General features: G+C 68.4%; 30 protein-coding genes and 1 other RNA gene. 15 read left to right on the top strand and 16 right to left on the bottom strand.

All coding sequences use genetic code 11. The features are described from left to right. Positions 1-12 precede the first annotated feature (12 nt). Entirely contained in the window at positions 13-114 is a 102-nt protein-coding gene (gene petN, locus ACLV7J_RS02180) for a cytochrome b6-f complex subunit PetN (protein ID WP_411867473.1), read from the bottom strand. 85 nt (positions 115-199) lie between these two features. Here petN and clpS point away from each other — a divergent pair, with 85 nt between their 5' ends. Continuing rightward, positions 200-511, top strand: a complete 312-nt coding sequence (clpS, locus tag ACLV7J_RS02175; protein ID WP_411867472.1) for an ATP-dependent Clp protease adapter ClpS — start codon at positions 200-202, stop codon at positions 509-511. A 6-nt stretch (positions 512-517) separates the two neighbouring features. Here the strand turns inward: clpS and ACLV7J_RS02170 are convergent, their stop codons facing one another. Then, positions 518-856: a hypothetical protein gene (locus tag ACLV7J_RS02170; RefSeq protein ID WP_411867471.1), complete on the bottom strand. Its 339-nt coding sequence runs from the start codon at positions 854-856 to the stop codon at positions 518-520. A gap of 71 nt (positions 857-927) precedes the next feature. Here ACLV7J_RS02170 and ACLV7J_RS02165 point away from each other — a divergent pair, with 71 nt between their 5' ends. Next, complete coding sequence (locus ACLV7J_RS02165) at positions 928-1,209, top strand: DUF2103 domain-containing protein (protein WP_411867470.1); 282 nt, start codon at positions 928-930, stop codon at positions 1,207-1,209. Between the two features lie 31 nt (positions 1,210-1,240). On the opposite strand, the gene ACLV7J_RS02160 is transcribed toward ACLV7J_RS02165, so the two are convergent. From ACLV7J_RS02160 to ACLV7J_RS02140, 5 genes are all read right to left on the bottom strand, one after another. Further along, positions 1,241-1,837, bottom strand: coding sequence for a hypothetical protein (locus ACLV7J_RS02160; protein ID WP_411867469.1), 597 nt, complete (start codon positions 1,835-1,837; stop codon positions 1,241-1,243). Positions 1,838-1,867: 30 nt separating this feature from the next. Further along, a non-coding RNA gene (ssrS, locus tag ACLV7J_RS02155) (6S RNA) lies at positions 1,868-2,050 on the bottom strand. A gap of 14 nt (positions 2,051-2,064) precedes the next feature. Further along, positions 2,065-3,372 (bottom strand): 5-(carboxyamino)imidazole ribonucleotide synthase, encoded by a 1,308-nt coding sequence (locus ACLV7J_RS02150; protein WP_411867468.1) that lies wholly within the window; start codon positions 3,370-3,372, stop codon positions 2,065-2,067. A gap of 86 nt (positions 3,373-3,458) precedes the next feature. Further along, a complete protein-coding gene (locus ACLV7J_RS02145) occupies positions 3,459-4,919 on the bottom strand; it encodes a hypothetical protein (protein ID WP_411867467.1) in 1,461 nt (486 codons plus the stop codon). Between the two features lie 96 nt (positions 4,920-5,015). After that, positions 5,016-5,972 (bottom strand): carbohydrate ABC transporter permease, encoded by a 957-nt coding sequence (locus tag ACLV7J_RS02140; RefSeq protein WP_411867466.1) that lies wholly within the window; start codon positions 5,970-5,972, stop codon positions 5,016-5,018. A 54-nt stretch (positions 5,973-6,026) separates the two neighbouring features. Here ACLV7J_RS02140 and recQ point away from each other — a divergent pair, with 54 nt between their 5' ends. The 5 genes from recQ to ACLV7J_RS02115 all read left to right on the top strand — a co-directional run bounded on the left by recQ (position 6,027) and on the right by ACLV7J_RS02115 (position 10,123). Continuing rightward, positions 6,027-7,886: a DNA helicase RecQ gene (gene recQ, locus ACLV7J_RS02135; RefSeq protein WP_411867465.1), complete on the top strand. Its 1,860-nt coding sequence runs from the start codon at positions 6,027-6,029 to the stop codon at positions 7,884-7,886. 487 nt (positions 7,887-8,373) lie between these two features. Continuing rightward, positions 8,374-8,550, top strand: coding sequence for a hypothetical protein (locus ACLV7J_RS02130; protein ID WP_411867464.1), 177 nt, complete (start codon positions 8,374-8,376; stop codon positions 8,548-8,550). A gap of 147 nt (positions 8,551-8,697) precedes the next feature. Next, positions 8,698-8,910, top strand: a complete 213-nt coding sequence (locus tag ACLV7J_RS02125; RefSeq protein ID WP_411867463.1) for a hypothetical protein — start codon at positions 8,698-8,700, stop codon at positions 8,908-8,910. A gap of 196 nt (positions 8,911-9,106) precedes the next feature. Continuing rightward, positions 9,107-9,484 carry a large conductance mechanosensitive channel protein MscL gene (gene mscL / locus ACLV7J_RS02120; protein ID WP_411867462.1) on the top strand — a complete coding sequence of 126 codons (378 nt, stop codon included), beginning with the start codon at positions 9,107-9,109 and terminating at the stop codon, positions 9,482-9,484. 198 nt (positions 9,485-9,682) lie between these two features. After that, positions 9,683-10,123 carry a cupin domain-containing protein gene (locus tag ACLV7J_RS02115; RefSeq protein WP_411867461.1) on the top strand — a complete coding sequence of 147 codons (441 nt, stop codon included), beginning with the start codon at positions 9,683-9,685 and terminating at the stop codon, positions 10,121-10,123. A gap of 4 nt (positions 10,124-10,127) precedes the next feature. On the opposite strand, the gene ACLV7J_RS02110 is transcribed toward ACLV7J_RS02115, so the two are convergent. From ACLV7J_RS02110 to ACLV7J_RS02100, 3 genes are read right to left on the bottom strand one after another with little or no spacing between them, the layout of a single operon-like run. Then, complete coding sequence (locus ACLV7J_RS02110; RefSeq protein ID WP_411867460.1) at positions 10,128-11,099, bottom strand: isopenicillin N synthase family dioxygenase; 972 nt, start codon at positions 11,097-11,099, stop codon at positions 10,128-10,130. Positions 11,100-11,135: 36 nt separating this feature from the next. Beyond that, positions 11,136-11,456 (bottom strand): DUF86 domain-containing protein, encoded by a 321-nt coding sequence (locus ACLV7J_RS02105; RefSeq protein ID WP_411867459.1) that lies wholly within the window; start codon positions 11,454-11,456, stop codon positions 11,136-11,138. A 40-nt stretch (positions 11,457-11,496) separates the two neighbouring features. After that, entirely contained in the window at positions 11,497-11,805 is a 309-nt protein-coding gene (locus ACLV7J_RS02100; RefSeq protein ID WP_411867458.1) for a nucleotidyltransferase family protein, read from the bottom strand. Positions 11,806-11,966: 161 nt separating this feature from the next. On the opposite strand from ACLV7J_RS02100, the gene ACLV7J_RS02095 reads away from it, so the two are divergent. Next, on the top strand, positions 11,967-12,410 hold the full coding sequence (locus ACLV7J_RS02095) for a hypothetical protein (protein ID WP_411867457.1): 444 nt from the start codon (positions 11,967-11,969) through the stop codon (positions 12,408-12,410). A gap of 42 nt (positions 12,411-12,452) precedes the next feature. On the opposite strand, the gene ACLV7J_RS02090 is transcribed toward ACLV7J_RS02095, so the two are convergent. From ACLV7J_RS02090 to ACLV7J_RS02070, 5 genes are all read right to left on the bottom strand, one after another. Then, positions 12,453-12,881 (bottom strand): hypothetical protein, encoded by a 429-nt coding sequence (locus tag ACLV7J_RS02090; protein WP_411867456.1) that lies wholly within the window; start codon positions 12,879-12,881, stop codon positions 12,453-12,455. Positions 12,882-12,966: 85 nt separating this feature from the next. Continuing rightward, on the bottom strand, positions 12,967-13,317 hold the full coding sequence (locus ACLV7J_RS02085) for a cupin domain-containing protein (protein ID WP_411867455.1): 351 nt from the start codon (positions 13,315-13,317) through the stop codon (positions 12,967-12,969). 28 nt (positions 13,318-13,345) lie between these two features. Next, positions 13,346-14,701, bottom strand: coding sequence for a hypothetical protein (locus tag ACLV7J_RS02080; protein ID WP_411867454.1), 1,356 nt, complete (start codon positions 14,699-14,701; stop codon positions 13,346-13,348). A gap of 15 nt (positions 14,702-14,716) precedes the next feature. Continuing rightward, complete coding sequence (locus tag ACLV7J_RS02075; RefSeq protein WP_411867453.1) at positions 14,717-15,487, bottom strand: 20S proteasome subunit A/B; 771 nt, start codon at positions 15,485-15,487, stop codon at positions 14,717-14,719. A 75-nt stretch (positions 15,488-15,562) separates the two neighbouring features. Further along, a complete protein-coding gene (locus ACLV7J_RS02070; RefSeq protein ID WP_411867584.1) occupies positions 15,563-15,706 on the bottom strand; it encodes a DUF1778 domain-containing protein in 144 nt (47 codons plus the stop codon). A gap of 208 nt (positions 15,707-15,914) precedes the next feature. On the opposite strand from ACLV7J_RS02070, the gene ACLV7J_RS02065 reads away from it, so the two are divergent. From ACLV7J_RS02065 to ACLV7J_RS02045, 5 genes are all read left to right on the top strand, one after another. Continuing rightward, the gene (locus ACLV7J_RS02065) at positions 15,915-16,148 is read left to right on the top strand and encodes a type II toxin-antitoxin system Phd/YefM family antitoxin (RefSeq protein WP_411867452.1); all 234 of its coding nucleotides are present in this window, start codon (positions 15,915-15,917) and stop codon (positions 16,146-16,148) included. After that, positions 16,145-16,537 carry a type II toxin-antitoxin system VapC family toxin gene (locus tag ACLV7J_RS02060; protein WP_411867451.1) on the top strand — a complete coding sequence of 131 codons (393 nt, stop codon included), beginning with the start codon at positions 16,145-16,147 and terminating at the stop codon, positions 16,535-16,537. Before ACLV7J_RS02065 ends, ACLV7J_RS02060 begins: the two co-directional genes overlap by 4 nt. A gap of 160 nt (positions 16,538-16,697) precedes the next feature. Continuing rightward, entirely contained in the window at positions 16,698-17,696 is a 999-nt protein-coding gene (locus ACLV7J_RS02055; protein ID WP_411867450.1) for an HIT domain-containing protein, read from the top strand. 3 nt (positions 17,697-17,699) lie between these two features. Further along, positions 17,700-18,245: a DnaJ domain-containing protein gene (locus tag ACLV7J_RS02050; RefSeq protein WP_411867449.1), complete on the top strand. Its 546-nt coding sequence runs from the start codon at positions 17,700-17,702 to the stop codon at positions 18,243-18,245. 8 nt (positions 18,246-18,253) lie between these two features. Beyond that, on the top strand, positions 18,254-19,333 hold the full coding sequence (locus tag ACLV7J_RS02045; protein WP_411867448.1) for a hypothetical protein: 1,080 nt from the start codon (positions 18,254-18,256) through the stop codon (positions 19,331-19,333). 201 nt (positions 19,334-19,534) lie between these two features. Here ACLV7J_RS02045 and ACLV7J_RS02040 read toward each other — a convergent pair whose 3' ends face one another. Next, on the bottom strand, positions 19,535-20,020 hold the full coding sequence (locus ACLV7J_RS02040) for a hypothetical protein (RefSeq protein ID WP_411867447.1): 486 nt from the start codon (positions 20,018-20,020) through the stop codon (positions 19,535-19,537). A 435-nt stretch (positions 20,021-20,455) separates the two neighbouring features. On the opposite strand from ACLV7J_RS02040, the gene ACLV7J_RS02035 reads away from it, so the two are divergent. Both ACLV7J_RS02035 and ACLV7J_RS02030 read left to right on the top strand, forming a co-directional pair. Beyond that, the gene (locus ACLV7J_RS02035; protein ID WP_411867446.1) at positions 20,456-23,629 is read left to right on the top strand and encodes a DUF3427 domain-containing protein; all 3,174 of its coding nucleotides are present in this window, start codon (positions 20,456-20,458) and stop codon (positions 23,627-23,629) included. Positions 23,630-23,904: 275 nt separating this feature from the next. After that, positions 23,905-24,165, top strand: coding sequence for a hypothetical protein (locus tag ACLV7J_RS02030; protein WP_411867445.1), 261 nt, complete (start codon positions 23,905-23,907; stop codon positions 24,163-24,165). Positions 24,166-24,283 lie beyond the last annotated feature (118 nt).

Below are 24,283 nucleotides of genomic sequence, written 5' to 3'. Positions count from 1 at the left end.
GGGGCCGGACGCTCAGAATTTGAGGGTGCCGTCGCCGTTGCGGCCCCACACCACCATGGCGATCGAGAAGCTGAACAGAGCGGCCAGGGAGGCCCAACCCAGCGTGATCAACATGGAGCGAATCTTTGGTGCAGCGGCAGTGTAGACCTCTAGCCTCGCTCCAGAGCCCATTCCCCCGTTCGTTTTCGCCCCTTCCGCCATGGCAGCGGCCCGCCCCTCCGCCACCCTGTCCAGCCCCCAGCAGGTGCTCGATCGGCAGAGCCTGCAGCAGCCCTACCCCAACGGGCGCGTGATCGTGCTCGACGACGACATCAACACCTTCCAGCACGTGGTGGAGTGCCTGGTGCGAATCATCCCGGCGATGACGCCGGATCGGGCCTGGGAGCTGGCCCACCGCATCGACGGCAGCGGCTCCGCCGAGGTGTGGAGCGGTCCGCTGGAGCAGGCGGAGCTCTACCACCAGCAACTGGGCGCCGAGGGCCTCACCATGGCGCCGCTGGAGCGGGGCTGAGGCCGATCAGCCGCCATCCCTGGGAGCTGGGTCTGCCGCTGGCCCTGCACCAGGCGCCGCCGGCGGCTCCACCGTCACGCGGGAACTCACGGTGCGGCGCACCAGGGCAAAGAGCTCGCGGGTGCGCAGCCCCTGCCCCTGGGCCTCCCGCACGAAGCTGAGGATGCGGCCGGAGCACACGGCCAGCCCCCGCACCCGCCCGCGGCTTTCCGGCCGCACGCTCACCAGGGCCGCGGGCGCTCCGAGGGCGTCGCTGAGTTCCCGGGTCAGCACCTGCCGGGAGGGCAGGCCGGCGCCGTCCTGCAGGGGCCCAGGGGCGGAAGGCGCTGGTGGATCCGCGGCCATGACCAGGGCCCGAGGGACATGATTCTTAGCAGAATTTCCTAGGGTTGGCAGCTACCGATTCAGGAGGGGCGATGGGGCGGCTGGTGATCACCCACAGCACCTACCTGGAGGGCCTGATCCCGGTGCTGCGGCGCCTCGCCAAGGAGCACGCCATCGACACGGTGACCCCAGCGGTGATCAGCCGCGTGCGGGGCCGGGCGCCGGAGCTGCGGCTGCGGGTCTCGACGCCGATCACGGGGGGCTGGAAGCTGCTGGCGCGGCGGGGCTCCAGCGCCCAGGAGGTGTTCGTGGTCACGGCGCTCGAGCAGGCGGGGCTGCAGGCGCTGATCGAAACCTGTCTGGGGGCGGCCTGAACGGCTTGAGCGGCCTGCGCAGGCCTGGGGCTCAAGCGCGGAACTGCTCCCAGGCCTCGAGCAGGGCATAGGCGGCCTTCTTGCGGTTCCACTGCTCCGGATCGCCGCCGTTGTCGGGATGCCAGTGCTGCAGCTGCCGCCGCCAGGTGGAGCGCACCACAACCCACTCGGCGCCGGGGCTGACCCCCAGCTCCTGGCAGGCCTGCAGGTAGCGGTCGCCGCCGGGCGGAGCGGCAGGGGCCGGGGGAGATGGAGCGGGAGTTGGGGGTGGAGCGGCAGCGGCCGCGCTGGATCGGGCCTGGGCGGCCGAGACCTGGGCCTGGGGTCGGGCGGAGCGGACCGGGGCGGGCCGGCGCCAGCGGAGCTGCCGCGGCATGGCTCCAGGCAGCCGGTAGGGCGGGCCGATGCTGCGCAGCAGAAACAGCACCCCCACCCCCGCGAACACCGCCGGAGACCAGAGCATGCGCAGGCTGTCGCGCGCCAGTTCCGCATCCCCCTGGCGACGCGCCTGCTCGGCGTGAACCAGCAGGGCCAGGGCCAGCAGAGCTCCGAGGGCCAGGCTGATCAGGCCGTTGCGGATGGCCAGGAGCCGACGGGCGGCCTGGGGACGGGGCGGGCGGCTCTGCATGGACGGCAGGGAGCAGCGCGAGCCGAAAAGGGGTGGACCACCGTGCCGTTCTGCCCCAGATTCCGACCTGGATAAACCAGAAGGGGCGTCAGAGCGGGGTTCCGTTTCCGGCTACGGGGCCGGTTTACGTTGCCGTCGCGACAGACACCCCAAGTCGAAAAGGGAGTCAGATCAGAAAACTGTAGAAGGCAGTCACCAACACAGCAGTCCGTGATCAGCCTAAGCCCTCAGGCGGGCGGCAGGGGCCAGATCGCCCGCACATCGGCCAGCCGGGCCATCGCCTCCTGCTCCCGCTCGGGCCCGCGGCGCTCGTGCAGCAGCAGGGTCAGGTGGCCCAGCTTGCGCCCCAGGGACGAGCCGCGCTTGCCGTACCAGTGCAGGTGGGCCTGGGGCAGGGCGGCCAGGGCCTGGCGCTGGGGCAGGTAGTCGCTGTCGTCGCTGTCCTGAAAGCCCAGCAGGTTGACCATCAGGGCGCCGGCGGCACTCAGCTCCGGCTGCAGGGCCGCCTGGCCGGACACCAGCTGCAGCTGCAGGGCGAACTGGCTGACGCTGCAGGCCTCAATCGAGTAGTGGCCGGAGTTGTGGGTGCGGGGCGCCAGCTCGTTCACCTGCAGGCCCTGGGGCCCGTAGAAGAACTCGATCGAGAGCACGCCCACGTAGTCGAGGGCGGTGAGCAGGGAGGCGGCGACGTTGCGGGCGGCCTGCTCCACGGCATGGCTGGCCTGGGCCGGCACCATCACCCAGTCGCACACCTGCTGGTGCTGGTGGGTCTTGGCCAGGGGGAACCACACCACGGCGCCGGAGCGATCGCGGCCGGCCACCAGGGCCAGCTCCTGCTCGAAGGCCACGAACTCCTCCAGGATCCAGTCGTGAGGCTGCACGCGCTGCAGCAGGGCCTCGAGCTCCTCGGCGCCGGGCAGCACCTGGGTGCCCTTGCCGTCGTAGCCGCCCGTGGCGGCCTTCGCCACCACGGGGAAGGTCCAGCCCTCGGGCAGGGCCCAGGTCTGGCCGGAGGCGCCGGCGGGGGATGGGGCGGAGACTGACAGGGCCGGGCCGCCGGAGTCTGCGGCCGCCGCAGGGGCATTCGGATCGGTCTCAGGGGCCGGATCGGGCGGCAGCAGCAGCTGGTCGAGCGGCAGCCAGCGGGGGGAGGGCAGGTGCAGGCGATCCAGCAGCTCCCGCTGGCTACGCTTGCACACCAGCGGCCGCAGGGCCTCGAGGCTGGGCACGAACTGCACCCCGTCGGCGGCCAGGGGCGCCAGGGCCTCCAGGTCCACCCACTCGTTCTCGAAGCTGATGGCACTGCAGCGCCGGGCCAGCTCGCGGGTGCCGGCGGCGTCGCGGATGCCGGCGCTCACAACGCTGCTGGCGAGCCGCACGGCCGGGTCGTGGTCGGCGGGGGTCTGCACATGCAGGGCGGCGCCGCGGTCGCGGGCGGCCTCCGCGAGCATCCAGGCCAGCTGACCGCCGCCCACGATGCCGATGGCGGGACCGGCCTCAGCCGCAGGGATAGGGGCAGGGGAGAGGGTGCTCACCAGATCCAGCCGGCGCTGCGGACCAATCGGCCACTTTCGCACCTCTGCCGGGGCCGTGGGGCCCGGGCCGGAAAGCCCCCTGGCGCTCAGCCGGCCCCGTGGAACTCGTACCAGGCCGCCAGCAGCTGGTAGGCGGCGTTGCGGCGGCCCCAGAGGTCGGCGTCGCCGCCCTGGTCCGGATGCCACTGGAGCAGGTTGCGGCGCCACACCGCCCGCACCTCCTGCCAGTTGCTGCCGGGCAGCACGCCGATCTGTTCGCAGGCCTCGCGGTAGCAGCGCAGGAAGGGATCGGCCTCCTGGGTGGGAAGGCTCCAGTTGTCGGTGGCGGCCTTGGCGCCGGCCTGCTCCAGCTGCTCCAGGCGCCTCCGGGCCTCCTGATTCAGCCGCAGGGCCTCGGCCGTCTCGCCGCGGGCCTGCTCCAGCCGGGCGGCGGTGCTGCCGGCGGCCCGCTCCACGCTGGTCTGGGCGGCCTTGGCCGCCGCCTGGGCCTCGGCCGTCGCCGCCGAGAGGCCCGTCAGGGAGGCCGAGTCCGCCTCGATCCGGGCGCGGGTCTGCTGGGCCTGGCGGATCTCCTGCTCCAGCTCCAGCAGCCGGCTGGTGAGGGCATCGGCGCCGGCGGACACCGCCGCCTGGATCGCCTCGGCCCGGGCCAGGGCCTCGCTGGCCGCCTCCCGGGCGCCGGCCAGCTGGCCGACCTGCTGGCTCTCGAGTTGATCGAGCTGGCCCCGTAGCTGCCCCGCCTGGCCATCGAGGCTGGCGGCGAGCCGCTCCAGCTGGGCGCCGCTGGCCTGGGCGGCGCCCAGGGCCTGGGCCACGGCAGCGCGGGCCTGGTCCAGCTCCGAGGCCTGGCTGCGCTGCAGGGCCTCCACGGCCGATCGCAGCTGGGCCTGGCGGCTGGCCAGCTCGGCCGCCAGCTGCTCGGAGCGCTGCTGGGAGGCCCGGGCCGCCGCCAGCACGCCCGCGGCGCTGCCGGCCTGGCTGCTGAGGGCGGTCTCCAGCTCCGCCTGGCCCTGGCGGCGGGCCTCCTGGGCCTGGAGCAGCTGGCGCTCCAGCTCGGCGATGCGGGCCTGGGCGGCCTGGGTGGCGGTGCCGGCCGCCTCCAACTGGCGCTGGCTGGCCTCGGCCTGGCGCTGGGCCGCCTCCGCCTCGGCGCGGGCCTGGTCCAGCTGGGCCTGCAGCTGGGGGGCGACGGCACTGAGGCTGGCGTCGGCGCTGCGGGCGGCCGTGGCGGCCTTGTCGAGGGCCTTGGGGAGCTGGGGATCGCGGGGGCGGCGGGCGGCCCAGGCGGGGGTGGCAGCCGGGCCGGAGGGGCGGGGCGAGCCGGATCGCTTGGAGCGCAGCAGGGCCACCCCGGCCGCGGAGAACACCAGGGGCGACACGAGCACCACCAAGGCGTCGTTGCGGAAGGTCTGGTCGCCCTCGGCCTCGGCCTGCTTGCCCCGCAGCACGATCAGCGCGAACAGCACCAGGCCCAGGCCCAGGCTGAACACCCCGAGCCACTGCCGCTCGTTGAGGCCGCTGGGGCGTCTGCCGCCGGAGGGTGCCATGGCCGGGTACACGCGCGGGCTGACCCTAGGGGCGATGGCGGCCGCGGACCACTGGCCGGTCCGGGATCCGATGAAGCGCGCTGAGGTGAAGCCCGTTCAGGTGAAGCCCTTGTCGCCGGCGAAGGCGAAGCGCACCAGGCTGAGCAGCAGCACGATCACGAACAGGGCCAGGCCCACGGTGCAGGCGTAGCTGATCTCCAGCTCGGCGAAGGCCTGGTCGTACACGTAATAGACAAGGGTCTTGGTGGACTCGGCCGGGCCGCCCTGGGTCATCAGGTACACCTCCTCGAACACCTTGGTGGCGGCGATGGCGGAGATCACGGCCACCAGGGTGATGTAGGGCCGCAGCAGCGGCAGGGTGATGTCCACGTGCTTGCGCCAGCCCTCGCTGCCGTCCAGTTCGGCCGCTTCGTAGAGGTCCTTGGGGATGCCCTGCAGGCCCGCCACGAAGATCACCATGTAGTAGCCGAGGCCCTTCCAGAGGGTCACGAGCATCACCGAGGGCAGGGCCAGGGCGGGGTTGGTGAGGAAGCCGATGGGCTGGAAGGAGCCAAGCAGGTCCGCCAGCCAGCCGTCCCGCGCCAGGGCGCTGAGCCAGCCGTTGATCAGGCCGGTCTCGGCGTAGAGCCAGCGGAAGGCGATGGCCGCCACAACGATCGACACCAGCACCGGCGTGTAGAAGGCAGCCCGGAACCAGTGGATCCCCGGCAGCTGCCGGTTCACCAGCACCGCCAGCACCAGGGAGCCCAACACCACCGGCGGCACCACGCCGATCAAATAGAGCAGCGTGGTGCCGAGCACCCGGAAGAACATCGGATCGGCCAGCAGCCGGCGGATGTTGGCCAGGCCCACCCACTGCAGCGGTTCGCCCACATCCAGGCCGCTGCGGGTGAAGCTCATCACCAGGGCCATGGCGGCGGGGATCAGCACCGAGAGGCCGATCAGCAGCAGGGCGGGGGCCAGGAAGCCCCAGGCGGTGGCGCTGCGCTGGCGCGCTACGGCGCCAGCCGCGGGGACTGCTGGCCTGGCGGACGAGGGGGAGGAGCCTTGCATCACGCCGGACTGGATGCGGCCATTGTGGGAGATCCCTACGGCCCCACCAGCGCCTTGACCAGCTCCGGAGCCGTTGAGGCCGATCCCCGCCAGGTGCTGCGCCAGGTGTTCGGCTACGACGCCTTCCGCGGCCCCCAGGAGGCGATCGTGCGCCACGTGATCGGCGGCGGCTCGGGGCTGGTGCTGATGCCCACCGGCGGCGGCAAGTCGCTCTGTTATCAGGTGCCGGCCCTGTGCCGGCCGGGGCTGGCGGTGGTGGTGTCGCCCCTGATCGCCCTGATGCAGGACCAGGTGGCGGCCCTGCGCCAGGCGGGGGTGCGGGCCGGGGCGCTGCACTCGGCCCTGGAGCCCGAGGAGGCCCAGACCCTGTGGCGCCAGCTGAATTCCGGCGAGCTGCAGCTGCTCTATGTGTCGCCGGAGCGGCTGCTGGCGGGGGACCTGCTGGAGCGGTTGGCGCAGCTGCCTGGGCCGGAACCCCTGGCCCTGTTTGCGATTGATGAGGCCCACTGCGTGTCCCAGTGGGGGCACGACTTCCGGCCGGAGTACATCCAGCTGGGGGTGCTGGCGGAGCGCTTCCCGGCGGTGCCGCGGCTGGCGCTCACCGCCACCGCCGATCCGCGCACCCGCACCGAGATCGTGGAGCGGCTGCAGCTGCAGGAGGGCCAGGTGTTCCTGGCCAGCTTCGATCGGCCCAACATCCGCTACCTGCTGCGCGACAAGCAGGAGGTGAAGGCGCAGCTGCTGCGCTTTCTGGACGACCACCGCGGCGATGCCGGCATCGTGTATGCCCGCTCCCGCAGCCGGGTGGACAAGCTGGCGGCCGACCTGCGCGGCGCCGGCTTCGAGGCGGTGGCGTATCACGCCGGGCTGGGCAACGCCGAGCGCAGCCGCGCCCTGGAGCGCTTCCGCAGCGACTCGGGCGTGGTGGTGGTGGCCACGATCGCCTTCGGCATGGGCATCGACAAGCCGGATGTGCGCTTCGTGGCGCACGTGGACCTGCCCAAGAGCCTGGAGGCCTACTACCAGGAAACCGGGCGGGCGGGCCGCGACGGCCTGCCGGCGGTGGCCTGGATGGCGCACGGCCCGGGCGATGTGCCGCAGCTGCGCCGCTTCATCGACGACTCGGACGCGCCCCTGGCCCAGAAGCGGATCGAGCACGGCAAGCTCGATGCCCTGATCGGCTTCACCGACGCCACGGGCTGCCGCCGGCAGGTGCTGCTGTCCCACTTCGGCGAGGCCCTGGCGGAACCCTGCGGCAACTGCGACGGCTGCCTCGAGCCGCGCGCCCGCACCGATGTGACCGTGCCGGCCCAGAAGCTGCTCTCGGCGGTGTGGCGCACCGGCCACCGCTTCGGCGCCGCCCACCTGGTGGATGTGCTGCTGGGGGCCAACACCGAGAAGATCCGCGCCCAGGGGCACCAGGAGCTGAGCGTCTACGGCATCGGCAACGAGCTCGACAAGGAGCAGTGGAAGTCGTTGATCCGCCAGCTCACGGGTCTGGGGCTGCTGGAGCCCGTGCCCGAGGGGCGCGGCGGCCTGCAATGGGGCCCGGAGGCGGAGGTTCGGGCGGTGCTGCGGGGCGAGCGGACCGTGGAGCTGCCGCTGCCGCCGCCACGCCAGGAGCGGCGACGCTCCAGTTCGAGCTCCCGCAGCGGCGGGGCCGCGGGGTCGGGTGCGGCAGCCGAGTGGGGCGAGGCCGATCCCGACCTGGTGGCGGCCCTCAAGGCCTGGCGCACCGAACAGGCCCGGCAGCAGGCCGTGCCGCCCTACGTGGTGTTCCACGACCGCACGCTGCTGGAGCTGGCCGCCCGCCGGCCCGGGTCGCTTACGGAGCTGGCGGAGGTGGGGGGCATCGGCGCCGCCAAGCTGGAGCGCTACGGCGAGGGCCTGCTGGAGCTGCTGCAGGGCCACTAGAGCCAGGCCGGGAGCTTGCTAGCCGAGCCGGGCCCATCCCCCGCTCAGCGCGACGACTTCCGCCGGCTAGTGGACTGCGGCAGGCCTGGCGGAAGGCCGAAGAGCTCGCCCTGGATCACCGCCGCGGCGTCCCGGCGCCGGCGCGGCCGGGACTGGGACAGGGCTTTCGGCGGGGCGACGACGGGCTGGGCAGCCGCCGGCGGAGCCAGGGACGGCGCTAGGGCCCAGGCGCGGGCCCAGACCCGATCACTGGCGCGGAACACGGCGTAGGGGGAGCAGGCGGCGGCAACACGGGAGACGGAGGCACAGGCAGCCATGGACCTTCCGAGGGGTTAAGTACACCTGTACTAGCCATTGCGGATGTGCGTGTCAATGGCCCGGCCGAGATTCGCCCTGTGACCGTTTGTAACGCAACCGGCCGCCACGGGCGGCTGGCGGCGCGCAGCCCGGCCACTGTTGCTAGGACCGGTTGAGCTCCCCTAGCGGCATGCGCTTCACCTGGACCGAGCATCTGTCTGCGGCGCGCACCCTTGGGCATGCCGGCCAGGAGAACAGCGGCACCGCCCTGGCCCTGATGGGGGTGGCGCTGTTGCTGCTGCTCCAGGACCTGAGTGACAACGGCCAGGCCAACTCCGCTGCCACCAACGTCGATCAGTCCTGCTGATTGCAGCCATACGGCCAGGTGATTGGCCGTGTGATCGCAAGGCCTGATCACACCACCGTTCCCTGACAGGGATCGCGCTCTGTTGCTGTCGCTACGCCTTCGCAGCGCTGCCATTCATACCTTGCGCCCACGTTTGGGAGTCGCCCTGTGGAGTGCAAGATCGAGCTGAGCATGGGCCAGCAGTTCGAAATCGAACGCTTCAACCGCGTGATCGACGCCACGGCCGACGCCAGCCAGCTGCGCGATCTGGCGAAGCAGCTGCTGCAGGCCTGGCACACCCAGAGGGCCGCCACCACCTGGGTGATGCAGCAACAGGGGATCACGTCGCCGCCACCCGCGATCGAGCCGCTCGATGGCTGACCCCGCAGCCAGCCCCCCGGCCGAGCCAGGATGAGCGCATGGAACGCACCGACCTGCTGATTGCCTTTCTGGCCTTTGGGGCCGCCATCTCCACGCTGGCGGCCTGGCTGTGGGCGTCGATGGCCCGGCAGACCTGAAGCCAACCCCCGCATTGGGGGTAAGACTGACGGCGTCCCTCCCCCAGGCACCGCCCGTCATGTCGCGCTCCCGTTCTTTCCTTGGTGATTTCAAGGACTTCATCAACAAGGGCAACGTGGTGGACCTGGCGGTGGCCGTGGTGATCGGCGGCGCCTTCGGCAAGGTGGTGGATGCCGTGGTGAGCCTGGTGATGGGCTCCCTGCTGAAGCCGGCCCTGAAGGCCGCCAACGTGGCCGCGATCGCGGACTGGCCCGCCGGCGCTGTGGTGGTGGCGCTGATCAACTTCGTGGTGATCGCCTTCGTGGTGTTCCTGATCGTGCGCGCGATCGAGGGCCTGCGGCGGGCCGAGAAGGCCGTGGCGGCACCCGACACCCAGGCTCAGCTGGCCTCCGCCGTGACCCGCCTGGCCGATGCCCTCGACAATCGCCAGCTCTGAGCCACCGCAATCGGCGCGGCAGCGGCTGAACCGCTAGACCTCCGGGCAGACAGCCAGCCGGAGATCGGGGGGATGCGAAGGATCGGAGTCTCCCTGCTGGGGCTGGGGTTAGGGCTGGCGGGTCAAGCGCAGGCCCATCTCCCCCTGGCGCAGACCCCGCCGGTACAGCCACGCCCCGGTGCAGCCGCACCGCCGGCGGTGCAGGTGATCGGCACCCCGGGGCCCGATTCGATCGTGACCGTGCGGCCCCGCAGCAGCATCACCAACCGCCAGGGCCTGCAGCAGTTCGTGGGGATCTCCGGCGCCAACAGCGGCGCCCGCGGCCTCTCGATGAACCGGGTGGTGATTCCGCCCGGGGGTCGGGCGGCGCCGCACCGGCACGTGGGCTCGGAATCGGCGATCTATCTGCTGAGCGGCACGGTGAAGACCTTCTACGGCACCTGCCTGGAGAAGACGGTGGTCAACCGCGCCGGCGACTTCCTGTTCATCCCCGCCGGCGTGCCGCACATGCCGGTGAACCTGAGCAGCCGCGAGCCCGCCATCGCCCTGGTGGCCCGCAACGATGCCAATGAACAGGAGAACGTGATCCCCCACGCCGCCCCAGGAGCCGCTGGCACGGCGTCGGCCTGCCCCCGTTGAGGATTCAGGACCGCGGCTCAGGCGACCCCAGCAGGTTGATCCGGTAGAGCACCTCCTCCAGGGCATCGGCGGCTGTGATGCCGGCCCAACGGGGCGGCCGCTCCGGCGTGCAGCAGGAGGGCACCGGGGCCAGCACCGTCCAGGGACGGGCGTGGCAGAACTGCACCACGCTCAGGCGCTCGCCGCTGTGGCCGGCCGGCGCCACCACCCGATGCCAGCCGGCCGGGATGGCGCCGTTGCTGAGGCGCTCCAGCATCAGGCCGCTGTTGAGGATCACGTGGCCCTTGGGCGGACGCGCTTCCACCCAGGTGCCCTCCACCTGCACCTGCAGGCCGGCGGCAGTAGCCCGGGGCAATGCCGTGATCAGGTTGATGTCGGCATGGGCCTCGGCCCAGAGGTGGCCGGCGGCCGGCGCCTGGGCCATGGGCGGGTAGCGCACGGCGCGGCTGAGGGTGGGCGCCTCCTGCACGATCTCATCGAAGAAGCTGTCGGCGCAGCCAATCCCCAGGGCCACCACCCGCAGGAACCGGCGCTGCAGCTCGGCGAGGGTGCGGTGGAAGCTGTCGAGCACGGCGGTGATGCCCGGCACCACGGCCTCCGGCAGCACGGGCTCGGGGTAAAGCAGCGGATAGCGACGCCGCAGCGGATGGCCCTCCGGCAGCGGGGTGGACCAATTGAGCATCTCCTTCCAGTCGGCCTGGGTGCTGCCGGCGGCCGTTTCCACCAGCAGGCCCGTGTAGCCCGTCTGGCCGGCGCTGCCGGGGGCGCGGAACCGCTCCTTGGTGGCGGTGTCGCAGGCGAAGAACTGGCCCAGCAGGCCGTAGGCGGTGTCGAGCAGGTCGGGCGAGAGGTCGGTGCGGGCATACACGAAACCCGTGGCCAGGCTGCGGCGCACCCCATCCACCACCGCGGCCCGGGCGGCGGCGTCGCCGCGCTCAAAGGCCTGCAGGTCTACAGCGAGGATCGCGTCGGGCATCGCGGGGTACTGGCGGGGCGGGGTCAGTGGCGGTGGTCAGGTCGGGCCAAGCCGCTCGCTCGCGGCAACGGCATCCAGCTGTTCTGCCAGTGCAGGAACACTGCGACTCACGGTCTGCCAGATGGTGTCATTTTCCAAGCCGAAATAGGCATGGGCCAGAACATCACGCAGGCCAGTGATCCGGCGCCAGGGCACAGTCGGGTGACGATTCCGCACCTCTACAGGAATCTGCTTGGCGGCCTCGCCGAGGAGCTCAAGATTGCGAAGCACAGCATCGAAGACCAGTTCGTCGTCCAGGAACTGTTGCTGGCTGAGGCCGTCGGTGTAGCGCATCACCTTGGCGCAGAAGCCCTGCATGTCCCTGAGGAACAGGGCCCAATCGCGAGGGCAGCCCGACTCAGGCAAGGGGCAGGGCCTCACGCTCGATCCGGTCGCGCAGCTCGGCGCGCAGACCGTTGCGGGTCACCAGGTCGACGCGAACGTTCAGGAGATCCTCCAGCGCCAGCTTGAGGTCCATGAACTGCTCGAAACTCGGACTGGCTGGGAAGTCCACAAGGAGGTCGAGGTCGCTGGTCGGCCCTGAGGCGCCTCGAACCACCGAGCCGAACACCCGCAGCTCCCGGCCCCCGTGCGCAGCCGTGAGGGTCTGCAGCTGCGGCGCCAGACGCCGGAGCTCATCGAGGTTGGGAGGTCCCTGTCGGTTCATTGGTTCCATCATTGCCGTGGTTCAACGGCTGCGGAATCGCGATCCTGAAAACGACGCCAATCGCTGGCATCTCCCAGGCGATCCGCCGTTGTGGCATGACCCACCACACCCCTGATCAGAAGCCAGAACGCACCACCGGCCGTTCTGGGTCCCGGATCCCCATGACCGGCCGCATTACCGCCCTGGCTCTGCTCACTCCCCTACTGGCGGGATGCGACAGCCTCTGGCGCTGGACGGCGCAGCCGTTCCGGCTGAGCTGCAGCCTCGGCGCCGACCCGCCCACGCTCTTCCGCATCGTGCCCCGGCTGCAACAGGTGCAGGAGCTGGATCCGAAAACGGGCGAGGTGTCCCGCACGATCACCACCAGCAGGCCGCCACCGGAACTAGGGGGCGGCATCATTGATGACAGTGAGGTGACAATCACGCCGCGGCGCATCACCTGGGAGAACAGCATGTATCGCCCCCAGTTCGAGCGGGAAACCAACACGATCGATCTCACCTCGCTCACCTACACGTCGGGGTGGCAACTTCGAGTCGATGGGGGCCCGGAGGTGCGCGAGGGGAAGCGCACAGGACGCTGCCGCAGGATCGAGGGGCCGGCCTGAGCGTTGTGCAACGGCGCGCTGAGCACGGTCATGCGCAGGGGTTCAGGGGCGGGGCGGCGCGAGCAGTTCGGCCAGGAAGGTGGTGAGGCGGAAGCCCGGGTCGCCGCGGTAGAGGATGTCGGCGATCTGCCAGGTGCCGGTGGGGCCGGGCCGCATCACGTAGCGCAGCTGCAGCGGCGTCTCCGCCGGCCGGTTGCGCAGGCCCGCCTGCACGCTCACCAGAGCCTCGAGCTCACCGCCCGGCAGGGGCGTACAGCCCAGCACCCGGGCGCCGAAGGTGCTCACCTGGGTGCCGCTGAACACGTCGAAATCCACGAAGCGGCCATCGGTCGCCGGGTCGAGGCGGAAGGCGGCGCGCAGCTGCCGATCGAGGGACGGCGTGAAGCGGGCGCTCTGGCTGGTGAGATCGATGGGTCCGCGCTGCTCCTGCCGGGCCACCTGCCAGCGATAGAGACGATCGATCTGGGCCACCAGGGCCGCGGGGCAGGGCCCCGGGGCGGCCGCAACCGGCAGGCCCGCGGGCCAAGCCAGCAGAGCGGCGGCCGCCAGGGTCGGGCTAAGGCTGGCGGCGCAGGTCCGGACGGTCTTCCTCACAGGTCACCAGCAGCAGGGTGTCGACCACGGCGGTTTCGGTGTGGGTGTCGCCGGGCTCCACGAAGTAATAGCCGCCGGCATCGATGCTGTGGGCTGCATCACCCTCGGCCTGCACCCGCATCTCACCACTCACCACGAACACCTGGCACCAGGTGGGGTGGTGATGGCGGGGATTCGTGAGGCCCTGGGGCAGGCGGTAGAGGCCCGATTCCACGTTGTGGTCGCCCTCCCAGAGGCGGCAGGCCTGCATGGCGATGCCCCGCACATCGATCGGCTGCCACTGCTGCGCGTGGGTGGGGACGTAGCGGGTCATCGGCGCAGAGCAACGGGGCAGCGAGCGCTCAAGCGCCCGGGGGTGGATCGACGGGGGGCGGAGATTCCGGAGCGGCATCCAGGCTGTCCAAAGTCTGCTCAAGCAGATCGCGGCCGCTGTCGTAGATCACACGCGACGCGGGCTTGTGGGGTTCGGCGGCCCGGAGCTGGCGGGCGGCCTCACGGCGCCGGTTCAGCCGCGCTCCGCCATGGCGGGCCGCCCGGGCCCAGGCCCGGCGGCGGCCATTGCGGAGGGCGATGGCCCGGTTACGACCGTGCAGGAACGGCAGGCGCAGCAGGGGCACCAGCAGCAACAACAGGGCGTAGCCGATGGCGAAGCGCGCCAGCCAGGCCACGGGCGGCAGCCAGGCGGGTGTGATCGCCAGCAGATAGGGCGAGAGCACCAGCAGGGCCCCCACGCCGATGCCATAGGCCACCCGCTGCTCAACGCCGGCCTGGCTGAAGCGATGGGCCCGCTCACGCAGGGGCGGCACCGGCGCGGCGGGCACGGGCCCCGCCGGCACCACCGCGCCGGCGTCGCTGCTGGGGAGGGCCGGGAAGCGATGGATCAGGTCGCCGTGCTCGCTCACATCGGGGCGACCGTCGAAGCGCAGCAGCACCGGCAACATGGCGGCATCGGCCAGGTCGCGGCGGCGGTCGGGATCGGAGGGGCAGTCGGGCAGGTCGAGCAGGGGGGCGAGGTCTTCGGCGATCACCACGCCGCCGTGCAGGCGCAGGAAGGCGGCGATGCGACGCCAGCGCAGCGGTTCGAGGCGGGCATTGGGATCGCCATCGCCGAACAGGATCGAGAACACGGCACTGAGGAAGCCGAGCGAATCGGGTTCGGCCCCCTCTCCGGGCAGGTCCCAGAGGAGACTCCACAGGTGCTGGCGCGTGGCGGAGGCGCTGCCCTCCTGGGCCAGGGCACCGATGCCGGACACCAGCAGATCGAGGATGGTGGCGGGCACCTGGGCAATCACCTGCAGCAGCCCCGCCGCCAGATCACCGCCCTTGTCGCTGCTGAGCAGCCGCCAGATCAGGAGCACCAGCAGGCAGAGCACCACCAGGGTGGTGACCACCACCAGCACCACCCCGAAGCTGAGCCGGATCACCCGGGCCGCGAGGCGCAGCACTGCCTGCACGAGGGCCTGCAGGCGCCGGCGACCGCTGCGGGCCAGCAGCCGCGCCCGCAGGGCTGGAGGGAACACGAACAGCACGGTGCCGTCGTCGGCCACCTGCAGCCGCCCGGGCGCTTCCGCCGCCAGGGCCATCAGGCCCTGCTCCACCTCCTGCAGCGCCAGGCCAGTGCCGGCCGCCGCCTCACCGACGCTGCAGCGGCGGCCGCGGTTGCCGATCCAGGCCAGCAGGGAGGCCTCGACCGTCATGACATGCCGCCTGGATCAGGTGCCACTGCCGCTGCCGTCCGGTTCCCAGGGGAGGCGCGGCAGGCGGTGCAGGGCTTCGCGCTGGGCCTGGCTCCAGGTGTGGATCATCGCGTCGAGGCTGGGATCACCCGCCTCCAGCTTGAGCTGGTGGGTGATGGTCTTGCGGCCGGCTTCGATCACCACCAGGTCGAACGGGGGCCCCACGGAGAGGTTGGAGCGCTGGGTGAGCACCTCGGAGATGAGGCAAAGGCGGGCTGCGTCCTCCAGGGAGAGGTTGGTGTGGCCGATGTTGTCGAGCGGGGGCTTGCCGTATTTGCTCTCGCCGATCTGCAGGTAGGGCGTTTCCGGCGTGGCCATGATCGCGTTGCCCTGGGGATAGATCAGGTAGAGCCCATGGGGTTCGTTGCCGATCTGCCCACCCAGCAGGAAGGTGGCCGCGCCGCTGGCGCCCGACTGGCTAAGGGCCTCCTCGTGCTGCTTCTGCACCGCCACGCTGAGGCGGCCCACGTAGGCCGCCGCTTCAAAGAGGTAGTCGCAGTGGCGCAGGTCCTGGCCGGCGCCTGCCGCCAGGTCGGCGGGGCGGTCGAGGTCGCGGCGGATGGCGCTGATCACCGCCTGGGTGGTGGCGAGGCTGCCGGCCGCCAGGATCACGAACAGCCGATCCGGGGCAGGCTGGAGCACCGTCATCTTGCTGTAGGTGGAGATGTAATCCACCCCGGCGTTGGTGCGGGAATCGGAGGCCAGCACCAGGCCCTTTTCCAGCCAGTAGCCGATGCAGTAGGTCATGCCAGAGCGGGGCTGTCGCCAAGAGGCCGACGCTACGCCGGCTGGTTTTTCAGCGTAGGCAGGCTCCAAGGCGGCCTAAGGACCTGGAGAGACAGGCGCTGACCAGCAGCGTCTGCTGGCAGCAAGGTCGGTGCTGTCGAGGATGAAGCCGGTGAGCGACTTGTGGATTACCTCGGCGGCACGGCGCAGCACGGCTACCTGTTCCGGCGTGGCGCGCAGGGAGAGCCGGGCTGAGCGCTCAGGAGCTCACGTACCGATGGCAGACATGGTGACAACCCCTAGGCGAAGACCATCGATCAGTGTTGGTACAAGCGACGCACGCGAGGAGGGGGCGCCCCAGGGGATGGCGACGGGTGCCCTTCTGCATCGCCATGGACGTCGCACCCGAGATGGACGGACTAGACTAAGACTTAGTTCAGCGCAATCCATGATGGAGCCGGTGAACATCCACCAGGCCAAGACCCAGCTCTCCCAGTTGCTGCAGGTGGTGGAGCAGGGAGAGGAGGTGGTGATCGCCCGGGCCGGCGTACCGATTGCACGGCTGGTGAGCTGGCAGGCTCAAGCCCAGCCTGTGGCAGCGCCCGGAGCGATGCGCGGCCAGATCCAGCTCGGGGCTGACTTCGATGCACCACTGGATCACCTGTTCGAAGCGCTGCAGTGACGCGGCTGCTGCTCGACACCCACCTGGTTCTGTGGTGGCTGAATGACGATCCGCGGCTGCCGAAGCCTGTGGTGGAGCGCGTGCGGGCTCCGGAGGCAGAGGTGTTCGTGAGCCAGGCCTCGCTCTGGGAGATGGCGATCAAGGTGTCGATCGGCCGCTTGCAAGTGGATCTTCCTGAGTTGGAGCGCCAGGTGCCGCTGCAGGGTTTTCGCTGGTTGCCGATTCGCAACGCCCATCTGCTGGCGTTGGCGGAGCTGGAGGCCGATGGCGACCATCGCGATCCCTTTGATCGGCTGCTGGTGTGCCAGAGCAGGACGGAACCCATGCTGCTGCTGACAGCGGACCGCCAGTTGGGGCGCTACGGCAACACCGTGAACGTTGTCGGATAGCGAGCGCCCCGCCCTGACGGGAGACGCCTGATGAGGCAGAGGCGATCCAGGGAGAACGGCGAGATCAGGGCTCCAGACCATTGAAGGGGGGCACGTCATTGGCCTGTGATCCCGAGCTAGACAACTGGCTGAATCAGGCATCCGGCGCGGACATGGGGGCATGACGGACCACTCCCAGGCCTACCAGCGCCTCCGGCACTACATCGCCGAGCGGATGCGGATGAGCCACATCTACCAACCCCTGATGCTGATGGAACTGCTGGGCCGCAGCAGTCCGGCCCCAGCTCAGGACATCGCCCGGCGGATCCTGGGCGAAGACGTGACCCAGGTCGAGTACTACACCGAGCGGGTGAAGCGGATGGTGGGCCGCGTCCTCACCGGCAACGGCATCACCAGCTATGGCGATGGGCTCTACACGCTGATCGGAGCAGAAGAGCTGAGCGACAGCGAGCGCGACGCACTGCTGCAGCTGTGTCGCCAGCGCCTGGACGGGTTTCGCGAGCAACGGGGTGAGGAGGTGTTTGCCCATCGCTCCCGCCACCGCAACCCGATCAGCGGTTCCGTGAAATACCGGGTGCTCACAAGGGCTCGTGGCCGCTGCGAGTGCTGCGGCGCGCACGAGCACCAGCGGGCCCTGGAGGTGGATCACATCATCCCCAAAAACCAAGGGGGATCGGACGACATCAGCAACCTGCAGGCGCTCTGCTTCCGCTGCAACGCCGGCAAGCGCGACACCGACCGCACCGACTTCCGGGGTGTTCAGGCCAGTTATGGGCGGCGGGAAGAGGGATGTGTGTTCTGCGCGCTAGAGGGCAGCGGGCGAGTGCTGTTGGAGAACGAGCTGGCGGTCTGCATCGCCGACGCCTACCCGGTGAGCACGGGGCACAGCCTGGTGATCCCCCGGCGGCACGTGGCGGACGGCATGGGGCTGCACCAGCCAGAGTGGAACGCGGTAGTGGAACTGCTGAAGCGGAGGCAGGAGCATCTCAGCGCCCAGGACGCCACGATCAGCGGCTGGAACGTGGGGCTGAATTCAGGCGAGGCGGCTGGACAGACGGTGTTTCATGCGCACTGGCATCTGATCCCTCGTCGAACAGGTGATGACAATTCTCCCCGCGGAGGGGTTCGGGGGGTTATCAAGGGAAAACAGCCGTACTGAGCCGTGGCCACCAAGACGCCGACGCGCAAGAAGCTCGATCGACCAACGGTCCTAGCAAAGATCGAAGAGATCCTCTCAGATGGGACTCCTGATGCCGAAAGCCTTTTAGCTTTCGCAGAGTTCATCAACGGGAAGCCGTTCCCCGAGCCCGCTCTCACACTGTCAGAGCTCAAAACGGCAGTATGCAAGGTGTTTGGCACCAAGAACGCCACTGAGCTTCGCAAATCAAGTGAGTTCACCATGGCGATGGCGGGCCGCACATTTGATCTGAAAACAAAGGCTGATTGGCTCAAGCTCTATCGGGAGTGGGTTGGTGTTCCCCACAGCGAGCGCGCCAAAACTGGCAAGACGTCAATCAATGGCATCGATGTTTTAGAGAACTTCAGACCTTGGCATGTCTTCTCTCTTGACCCGTCAACAGCGACTGCCGAAGACATTAAAGAGGCTTTCCGCAGGCTTGCCAAGGAACACCATCCCGATGTAGGCGGCGACCCTCGCGTCATGGAACGGCTCCAAAAAATGCGTGACTCCCTTCTTGCCTTCCTCTAAGCAATCCGATGACGACGACATCCAAACGGTCACGCGACGCTTTTTCTTTTCAGGAGACTGCCAGAATTCTTGGAATAACCCCCAAGAAGCTCAATAGCATTTGCGAGTTTTTTGATGCCCATTCAGATGATGAATGGGAGCTCATAGAAGGAGAATTCTTTGAGTACGAACCAGGCCAGGCTCGGAGCCGGCGCTTTTACGAAGAAGGCGTGATGGCACTTGCAAAGTATTTGGAGGAGAAGGAGGGCGGGAGCATCTTGGCCAAGATTCATGAGTTCTTCACTCACCATCGCGCGAGAGTGACCCGCACACTCGTCAAACGCAGAATCATCCAAGTTACCCAAGACCGAAGCACGATCCAGATCCGAGGAGATCTAATTTTTCTTGAACAGCGCTCTGTCGTCAGAGTGCTCGGCACGAATGGCAAAGGCATGGCTGGCACAATCACGAGGATCCAAGAAGAAAGTTCTGGCCTAGAAGGGGCCGAGGGATTAGAGATTGGCGTTCACTTCGACAGCTTTGAGGGCAAAGAACAGCGTCATTGGAGCCAGCGCGGCATCGTGCGCCTAGCCAAGACGATGAGGGACAAAGGCAGGATCACCAAGGCACGGAAGGCATGGGTCAAAGCCGTTGCCGATGTGGCGGAGGAGTGCTTCGAGGTCCAGCGAAAGCTGCTGGAAAGCCACGAAGCAAGGGTGAAGGCAGCGAAGGAGAAAGTCCGCCAGAGGGCGCTGCGTAAAGACGGATCAGGTTGCGCGGTCTCTGGCCACAAACCATCCTCCTCCGATCAGAATCCAGTTGAACTAGAAGTGCATCACCTGTTCGATGCAGGTTCAAGGCCAGATCTAGCGGCTTATGAAGAGAACTTGATTGCCATCAGCAGCAATATTCATCGAAACTTCCACAAGTGGATGGGCTCAAGGCCTTGCGAGCCCAAAGACTTTGTCGACTATCTCCTGGGCAATGAAATGAGCCATTTTGACGGTCCGCCCAGTGCCAAGAAAAGGAAGGAGCAGAAGCTCCAAAAGCTCATGAACAGACTGGAACTCTTGCAAGCAAGATTTGAGGGAAATCACTTGTTGTACTAACGTTCGAGCTAAGCTGCCCACGGAGGCATACAGTGAAGGCTTGGCGTGCGAAGGTGACGAAGGCGCCGCACACCAGGTTTACGCTGCATGCCGTAGCGGGTCAGCTTGAGCGAGGGGTTAGGCCGCACTACGCAGAATACTGCTTGATCTAGCGAAAAAGTTTCCTCCATCTGGCGCGGATTAGTTTCTTGGCACTCTGAATTAGAACTTGGTGCCTTGGAATACCACCGTGGAAACATTGCTTGCGTCTTCGGGAAATGAAACACTCACAATTCGCTCATCAATATTTGATGTCCCTGGAAGATGATAGATGTAAGTAATTATTTCGGGTCTACCGATCATCTTTCGACGTTTCCATGAATCAGGAAAAGTAGGATGATTCTGTGATGAGTCGAATGTTGCTTCTAGTTCTGCGACCAACTGTTTAGCCTCGTCTTTGGATATACGAAACGTAGCCACGAGTTTAGAATCAAAGAGTTGTCCGCAGGTCACACTTTCCAGATCAATTGCTTTGGGTAATTTCTCGATGAAGTATCTGCGGATTGCTTTCTCTTGAACATCACGAAGACTTTTGCCGAAACCAAGATCACAGTGTCCTCCCAATGCAAAGCCGCTTTCGGAGAGCTTACTGGCGAGCAAAAGCAAAGCAAGAAATGTAAGAAATAGCACTGTCCCGATGGTCTTCATACGTAATTCGACAAACCTGCTGGTAACAACACCGCGCGCTTCCGAAAAATTCTTGAAGGTGTACCTAAACTGTAGGAAGCGCGAATGAGTATTGAGGGGTGGGGGAACTGCGTCACGTCAGCTTGTGCGGCCTAACTCTTTATTGGGCGGTTCCGCAAAAAAGAGCCAAGCTGGCATCACATTCCGAGAACCACTGCCAGCTCCACTAGGAAGCCCGCTGAAAGTCCTTATAAAAACAAGGGTCTCGCGGAATTCTTGCCCAAGATAGCCGTGGTTCTCGCGTCCGTGAACCATCTGTTCACTCTGCTACTGACTATCCGCTGGGCCGCGGACCCTGGGGCGTTCCCAATTAGGGGTATGGGTGTAGAGCAAGGTGGTATTCACTCCGAGGCCTTTGCTAGTACTGAGGCAGTCCTTGTAACGGGTAGCCAATTCATGCCCCCGCAGGACCTCCCCGCCGGGCTCTACGACCACCTCCTCAGCGCGGCGAAGCACCAGGCCCTCGCGTCCCATCCGGCCTCACTCCACCACCTCGAGCCCCTCGACCCTGCCGAAGCCCCTCAGCGCCTGGCCCGCTACCTGCGCCAGCTCAGCGAAACAGCCCTGGCCTCCCTGCCAGAAGCCCAGCGACAGCAACACCAGCTGGCCCTGGTGAATCAGATCGTGGCCCTGCTGCACCAGAAGGTACCCACCGCGATCCACCCCGGCGACCAACTGCACCCCAGTGCGCAGCTCCTGCAGGAACTGCGCACGGCTCCCCTGCTCCCAGACCAACCCCCCATCACCAGGCCCCTGATCCCCCTGGCCGATGGCACCCTGCTGATCAATGCCCCCAGTGAGCCGAGCGTCGGCCTGGCCCTGCAGGCGGAATGCCCCTCAGCCGATCGCATCGACCTGCTCTGCGCCTTCATCAAGTGGAGCGGGCTCCGTCTGCTGCAGGAGCAGCTGAGCACCCATCTAAGAGCTGGTCGGCCCCTGCGGGTCCTCACCACCGTGTACATGGGCGCCACCGATCGCAAAGCGCTCGACTGGCTGGTGAAGCATCGGGCCCAGGTGCGCGTCAGCACCGACACGCGCCGCACGCGCCTACACGCCAAAGCCTGGCTGTTTCACCGCGCCAGCGGCACCAGTACCGCCTACATCGGCTCCTCCAACCTCTCCAGTGCCGCCCTGCTCGACGGCTTGGAGTGGAACGTGCGCCTGGCGGCCCTGGAAACCCCGGCGATGCTGCGCAAGTTTCAGGACACGTTTGACGCCTACTGGGAGGAGGGCGAATTCGAGCCCTATGCCGCCACCGCCGAGCAGCAGGCCCGCATCGACCACCAGCTCGCCCTCGCCCGTGGCGACGATCCAGCTGCCGGCGGCAGCACGACACCGGTGTGGTTCGACCTGCGCCCCTACGCCTACCAGCGCGAGATGCTCGATCAGCTGGCGGCGGAGCGTGGGCTGCACCAGCGTTGGCACAACCTCGTGGTGGCCGCCACCGGCACCGGCAAGACCGTGCTCGCCGCCTTCGATGTGGCCCGGCTCCATGCCGACTTCCCCGAGCAGTTCCCATCGCCCGATCCGCCGCCGCTGCTGCTGATCGCCCACCGCAAGGAGATCCTGCAGCAGGCCCAGCAGACCTTCCGCCAGGTGCTGCGCGATCCCTCCTTCGGGGAGCTGTGGGTGGATGGCGAGCGGCCCAGCCAGTGGCGCCATGTGTTCGCCTCCGTGCAGTCGCTCAGCCAGCAGGACACCGCGGCGATCCGACCCGATCTGTTCGACGTGGTGATCGTGGATGAGTTCCACCACGCCGCCGCATCCAGCTACCGGCGCTGGCTCGATCACCTGACCCCCAAGCTCCTGCTCGGCCTCACCGCCACCCCCGAGCGGGCCGACGGGCTCGACATCCTCCACTGGTTCGACGGTCGCATCGCCGCCGAGCTGCGCCTGTGGAGCGCCCTCGACCAGGGCCTGCTCAGCCCCTTCCACTACTTCGCCGTGGCCGACGCCACCGACCTCTCCGCCCTGGAATGGCGCCGCGGTGGCTACGTGCCGGCCGAGCTCAGCACCCTTTACACAGGCGATCACCGGCGGGTGGATCTGATCCTCAGCGAGCTCGACAAGACGCTCGCCGATCCGGCCCGCATGCGCGCCCTGGGCTTCTGCGTGAGCGTGGAGCATGCCCGCTTCATGGCCGAGCGCTTCCGCGCCCGTGGGCTGAAAGCCGAAGCCCTCGATGCGAGCAGCCCAGCTGATCAGCGCCGCGATTCCCTGCGGCGCCTCCAGACCGGCGAGCTGCAGATCCTCTTCGCGGTGGACCTGTTCAACGAGGGCCTCGACATCCCCGCTATCGACACCGTGCTGTTGCTGCGTCCCACCGAGAGCGCCGTGGTGTTTCTGCAGCAGCTGGGCCGGGGTCTGCGTCTCTCCCCTGAAACCGGCAAGAGCTGCCTCACGGTGCTCGATTTCATCGGCCAGCAGCACCGCCGCTTCCGCTTCGATCTGCGCTACCGCGCCCTGCTGGGGGGCAGCCGCCGCCAGCTGGAAACCCAGCTGCAACAGGGCTTCCCGTTTCTGCCACCCGGCTGCCGGCTGGTGCTCGATCGGGTGGCGTCGGATCGGGTGCTCACGAACCTGCGCCAGAGCCTGCCCAGCCGCCGCCCCCAGTTGCTGGAGGAACTGCGGGCCCTGGCCGCCGAGGGGGTGATCGGCCCCGCCTCCGGCCTGGCGGCCTGGCTCGAGGCGCTGGGCATGGAGCCGGCCGAGTTCTACGGGGTGCGTGGCGCCGGCTTCACCGCCCTGCGGCGCGAACTCGGCTGGCTCCCAGGTGCTCCCCACCTCGAGGAGGAGCGGCTCACGCGCGCCATCGCCGCCGGCCTGCTCCACCTCGACGATCCCGATCGCCTGCGCTGGCTGGCCGCAGCGCTCCAGGCCGCCGCACCACCCAACCCCGCCGGCCTGGGCGAGCGCGAGCGGCGCCAGTGGCTGATGCTCGCCGTGCAGCTGTGCGGCACCGGCCGCCGCTGGCGTCCCTTGCCCGAGGCCCTGGCCCTGCTCTGGCAGGCGGACGCCTGGCGCGAGGAACTGCGCCAGCTGCTGGAGCTGTTGGCCGAAGCCGCCGATCACCGGGTCCACCCACTGCCCTGGGCGCTGCCGGTGCCCCTGCGCGTCCACGGCCGCTACAGCCGCGCCGAGATCGAAGCGGCCTTCGGCATCCTGCGCGATGACGCCCCCTGGATCCACCGCGAAGGCGTGCTCTGGCACGAACCCAGCCAGACCGATCTGCTGTTTGTGACCCTCAACAAGAGCGAGTCGCTCTTCTCCCCCACCACCCGCTACCGCGACCTGGCCCTGGGCCCCGCGCTGTTCCACTGGGAGAGCCAGAGCACCACCACCGCCGCCTCCCTAACCGGCCAGCGCTACATCCACCACGAGGCGCGAGGCTCGCGGGTGCTGCTGTTCGTGCGCGAGCACCGCGGGCAGGGCACGGTCACCGAGCCGTTCCGGTGTCTGGGCTTCGTGAACTACGAGAGCCATGCAGGCGAACGGCCGATGGCGATCCGCTGGCGGCTGGAGCGGGAGATCCCGGCGGGGTGGCTGCAGGGGATGGCGTTGGCGGTTTGATGCCGGCCAGAGTGGGTCAGCCAAGGAGCCAACCCAATGGCCTACCGCATCCGCCTTCTGGACACAGAGGAGGGCTGATGTCCAGGCTTTTGGTCGGGGAGGTGTGTGCTGCCGATGGTGCGCCGCTGGAGCCTGTGGACGGAGTGGCGGGGGTCTGGCGCTGCCCCACCTGTGGACACCGAACCGACGACCCCGGCGACGGACTGCTCGGTGACGGGTTCGACGTCAACCACCGGCAGTGGGGCCTGCGCGGTGATGGGCACGCCTGGAGGGCCATGCGTGAGCTCGTCGGAGCCATGCCCACACCGAACAATCGCGAGGCGATCCGTGCGGCCTACGTCGACGCCCTGCGCCGCGTGGCCGACGTGGACATCGATCAGACCGACAAGCGGGTCGTGCACCGGCCCCACCTCGACCATGGCGGGATGTCCGGCGGATCGGTGGATGTCGCCTGGTGGCGATCCAAGGGCATTCCCCTGTTGGTCGAGCGGGCGCTGCAGCGGCTCATCGAGCTGCGCCGCCGACGAACCTGGTGAGACACAAGACCAAGTGGGGCTGCCAAAACAGCTGACTTGTCAGTTGCGGCAGCTCTATTGAAATTCGGTCTAAGGGCGATGGAAGCGGCAAGGGCCACGTAGCGTTCGAGCAGGCCAA

Origin of the sequence: Vulcanococcus limneticus LL (assembly GCF_943369875.1) — a bacterium.
GTDB lineage: Bacteria > Cyanobacteriota > Cyanobacteriia > PCC-6307 > Cyanobiaceae > Vulcanococcus > Vulcanococcus limneticus_A.
Note: the sequence above shows the minus strand (reverse complement) of the source record. Positions and strands in the feature narration are given on the sequence as shown.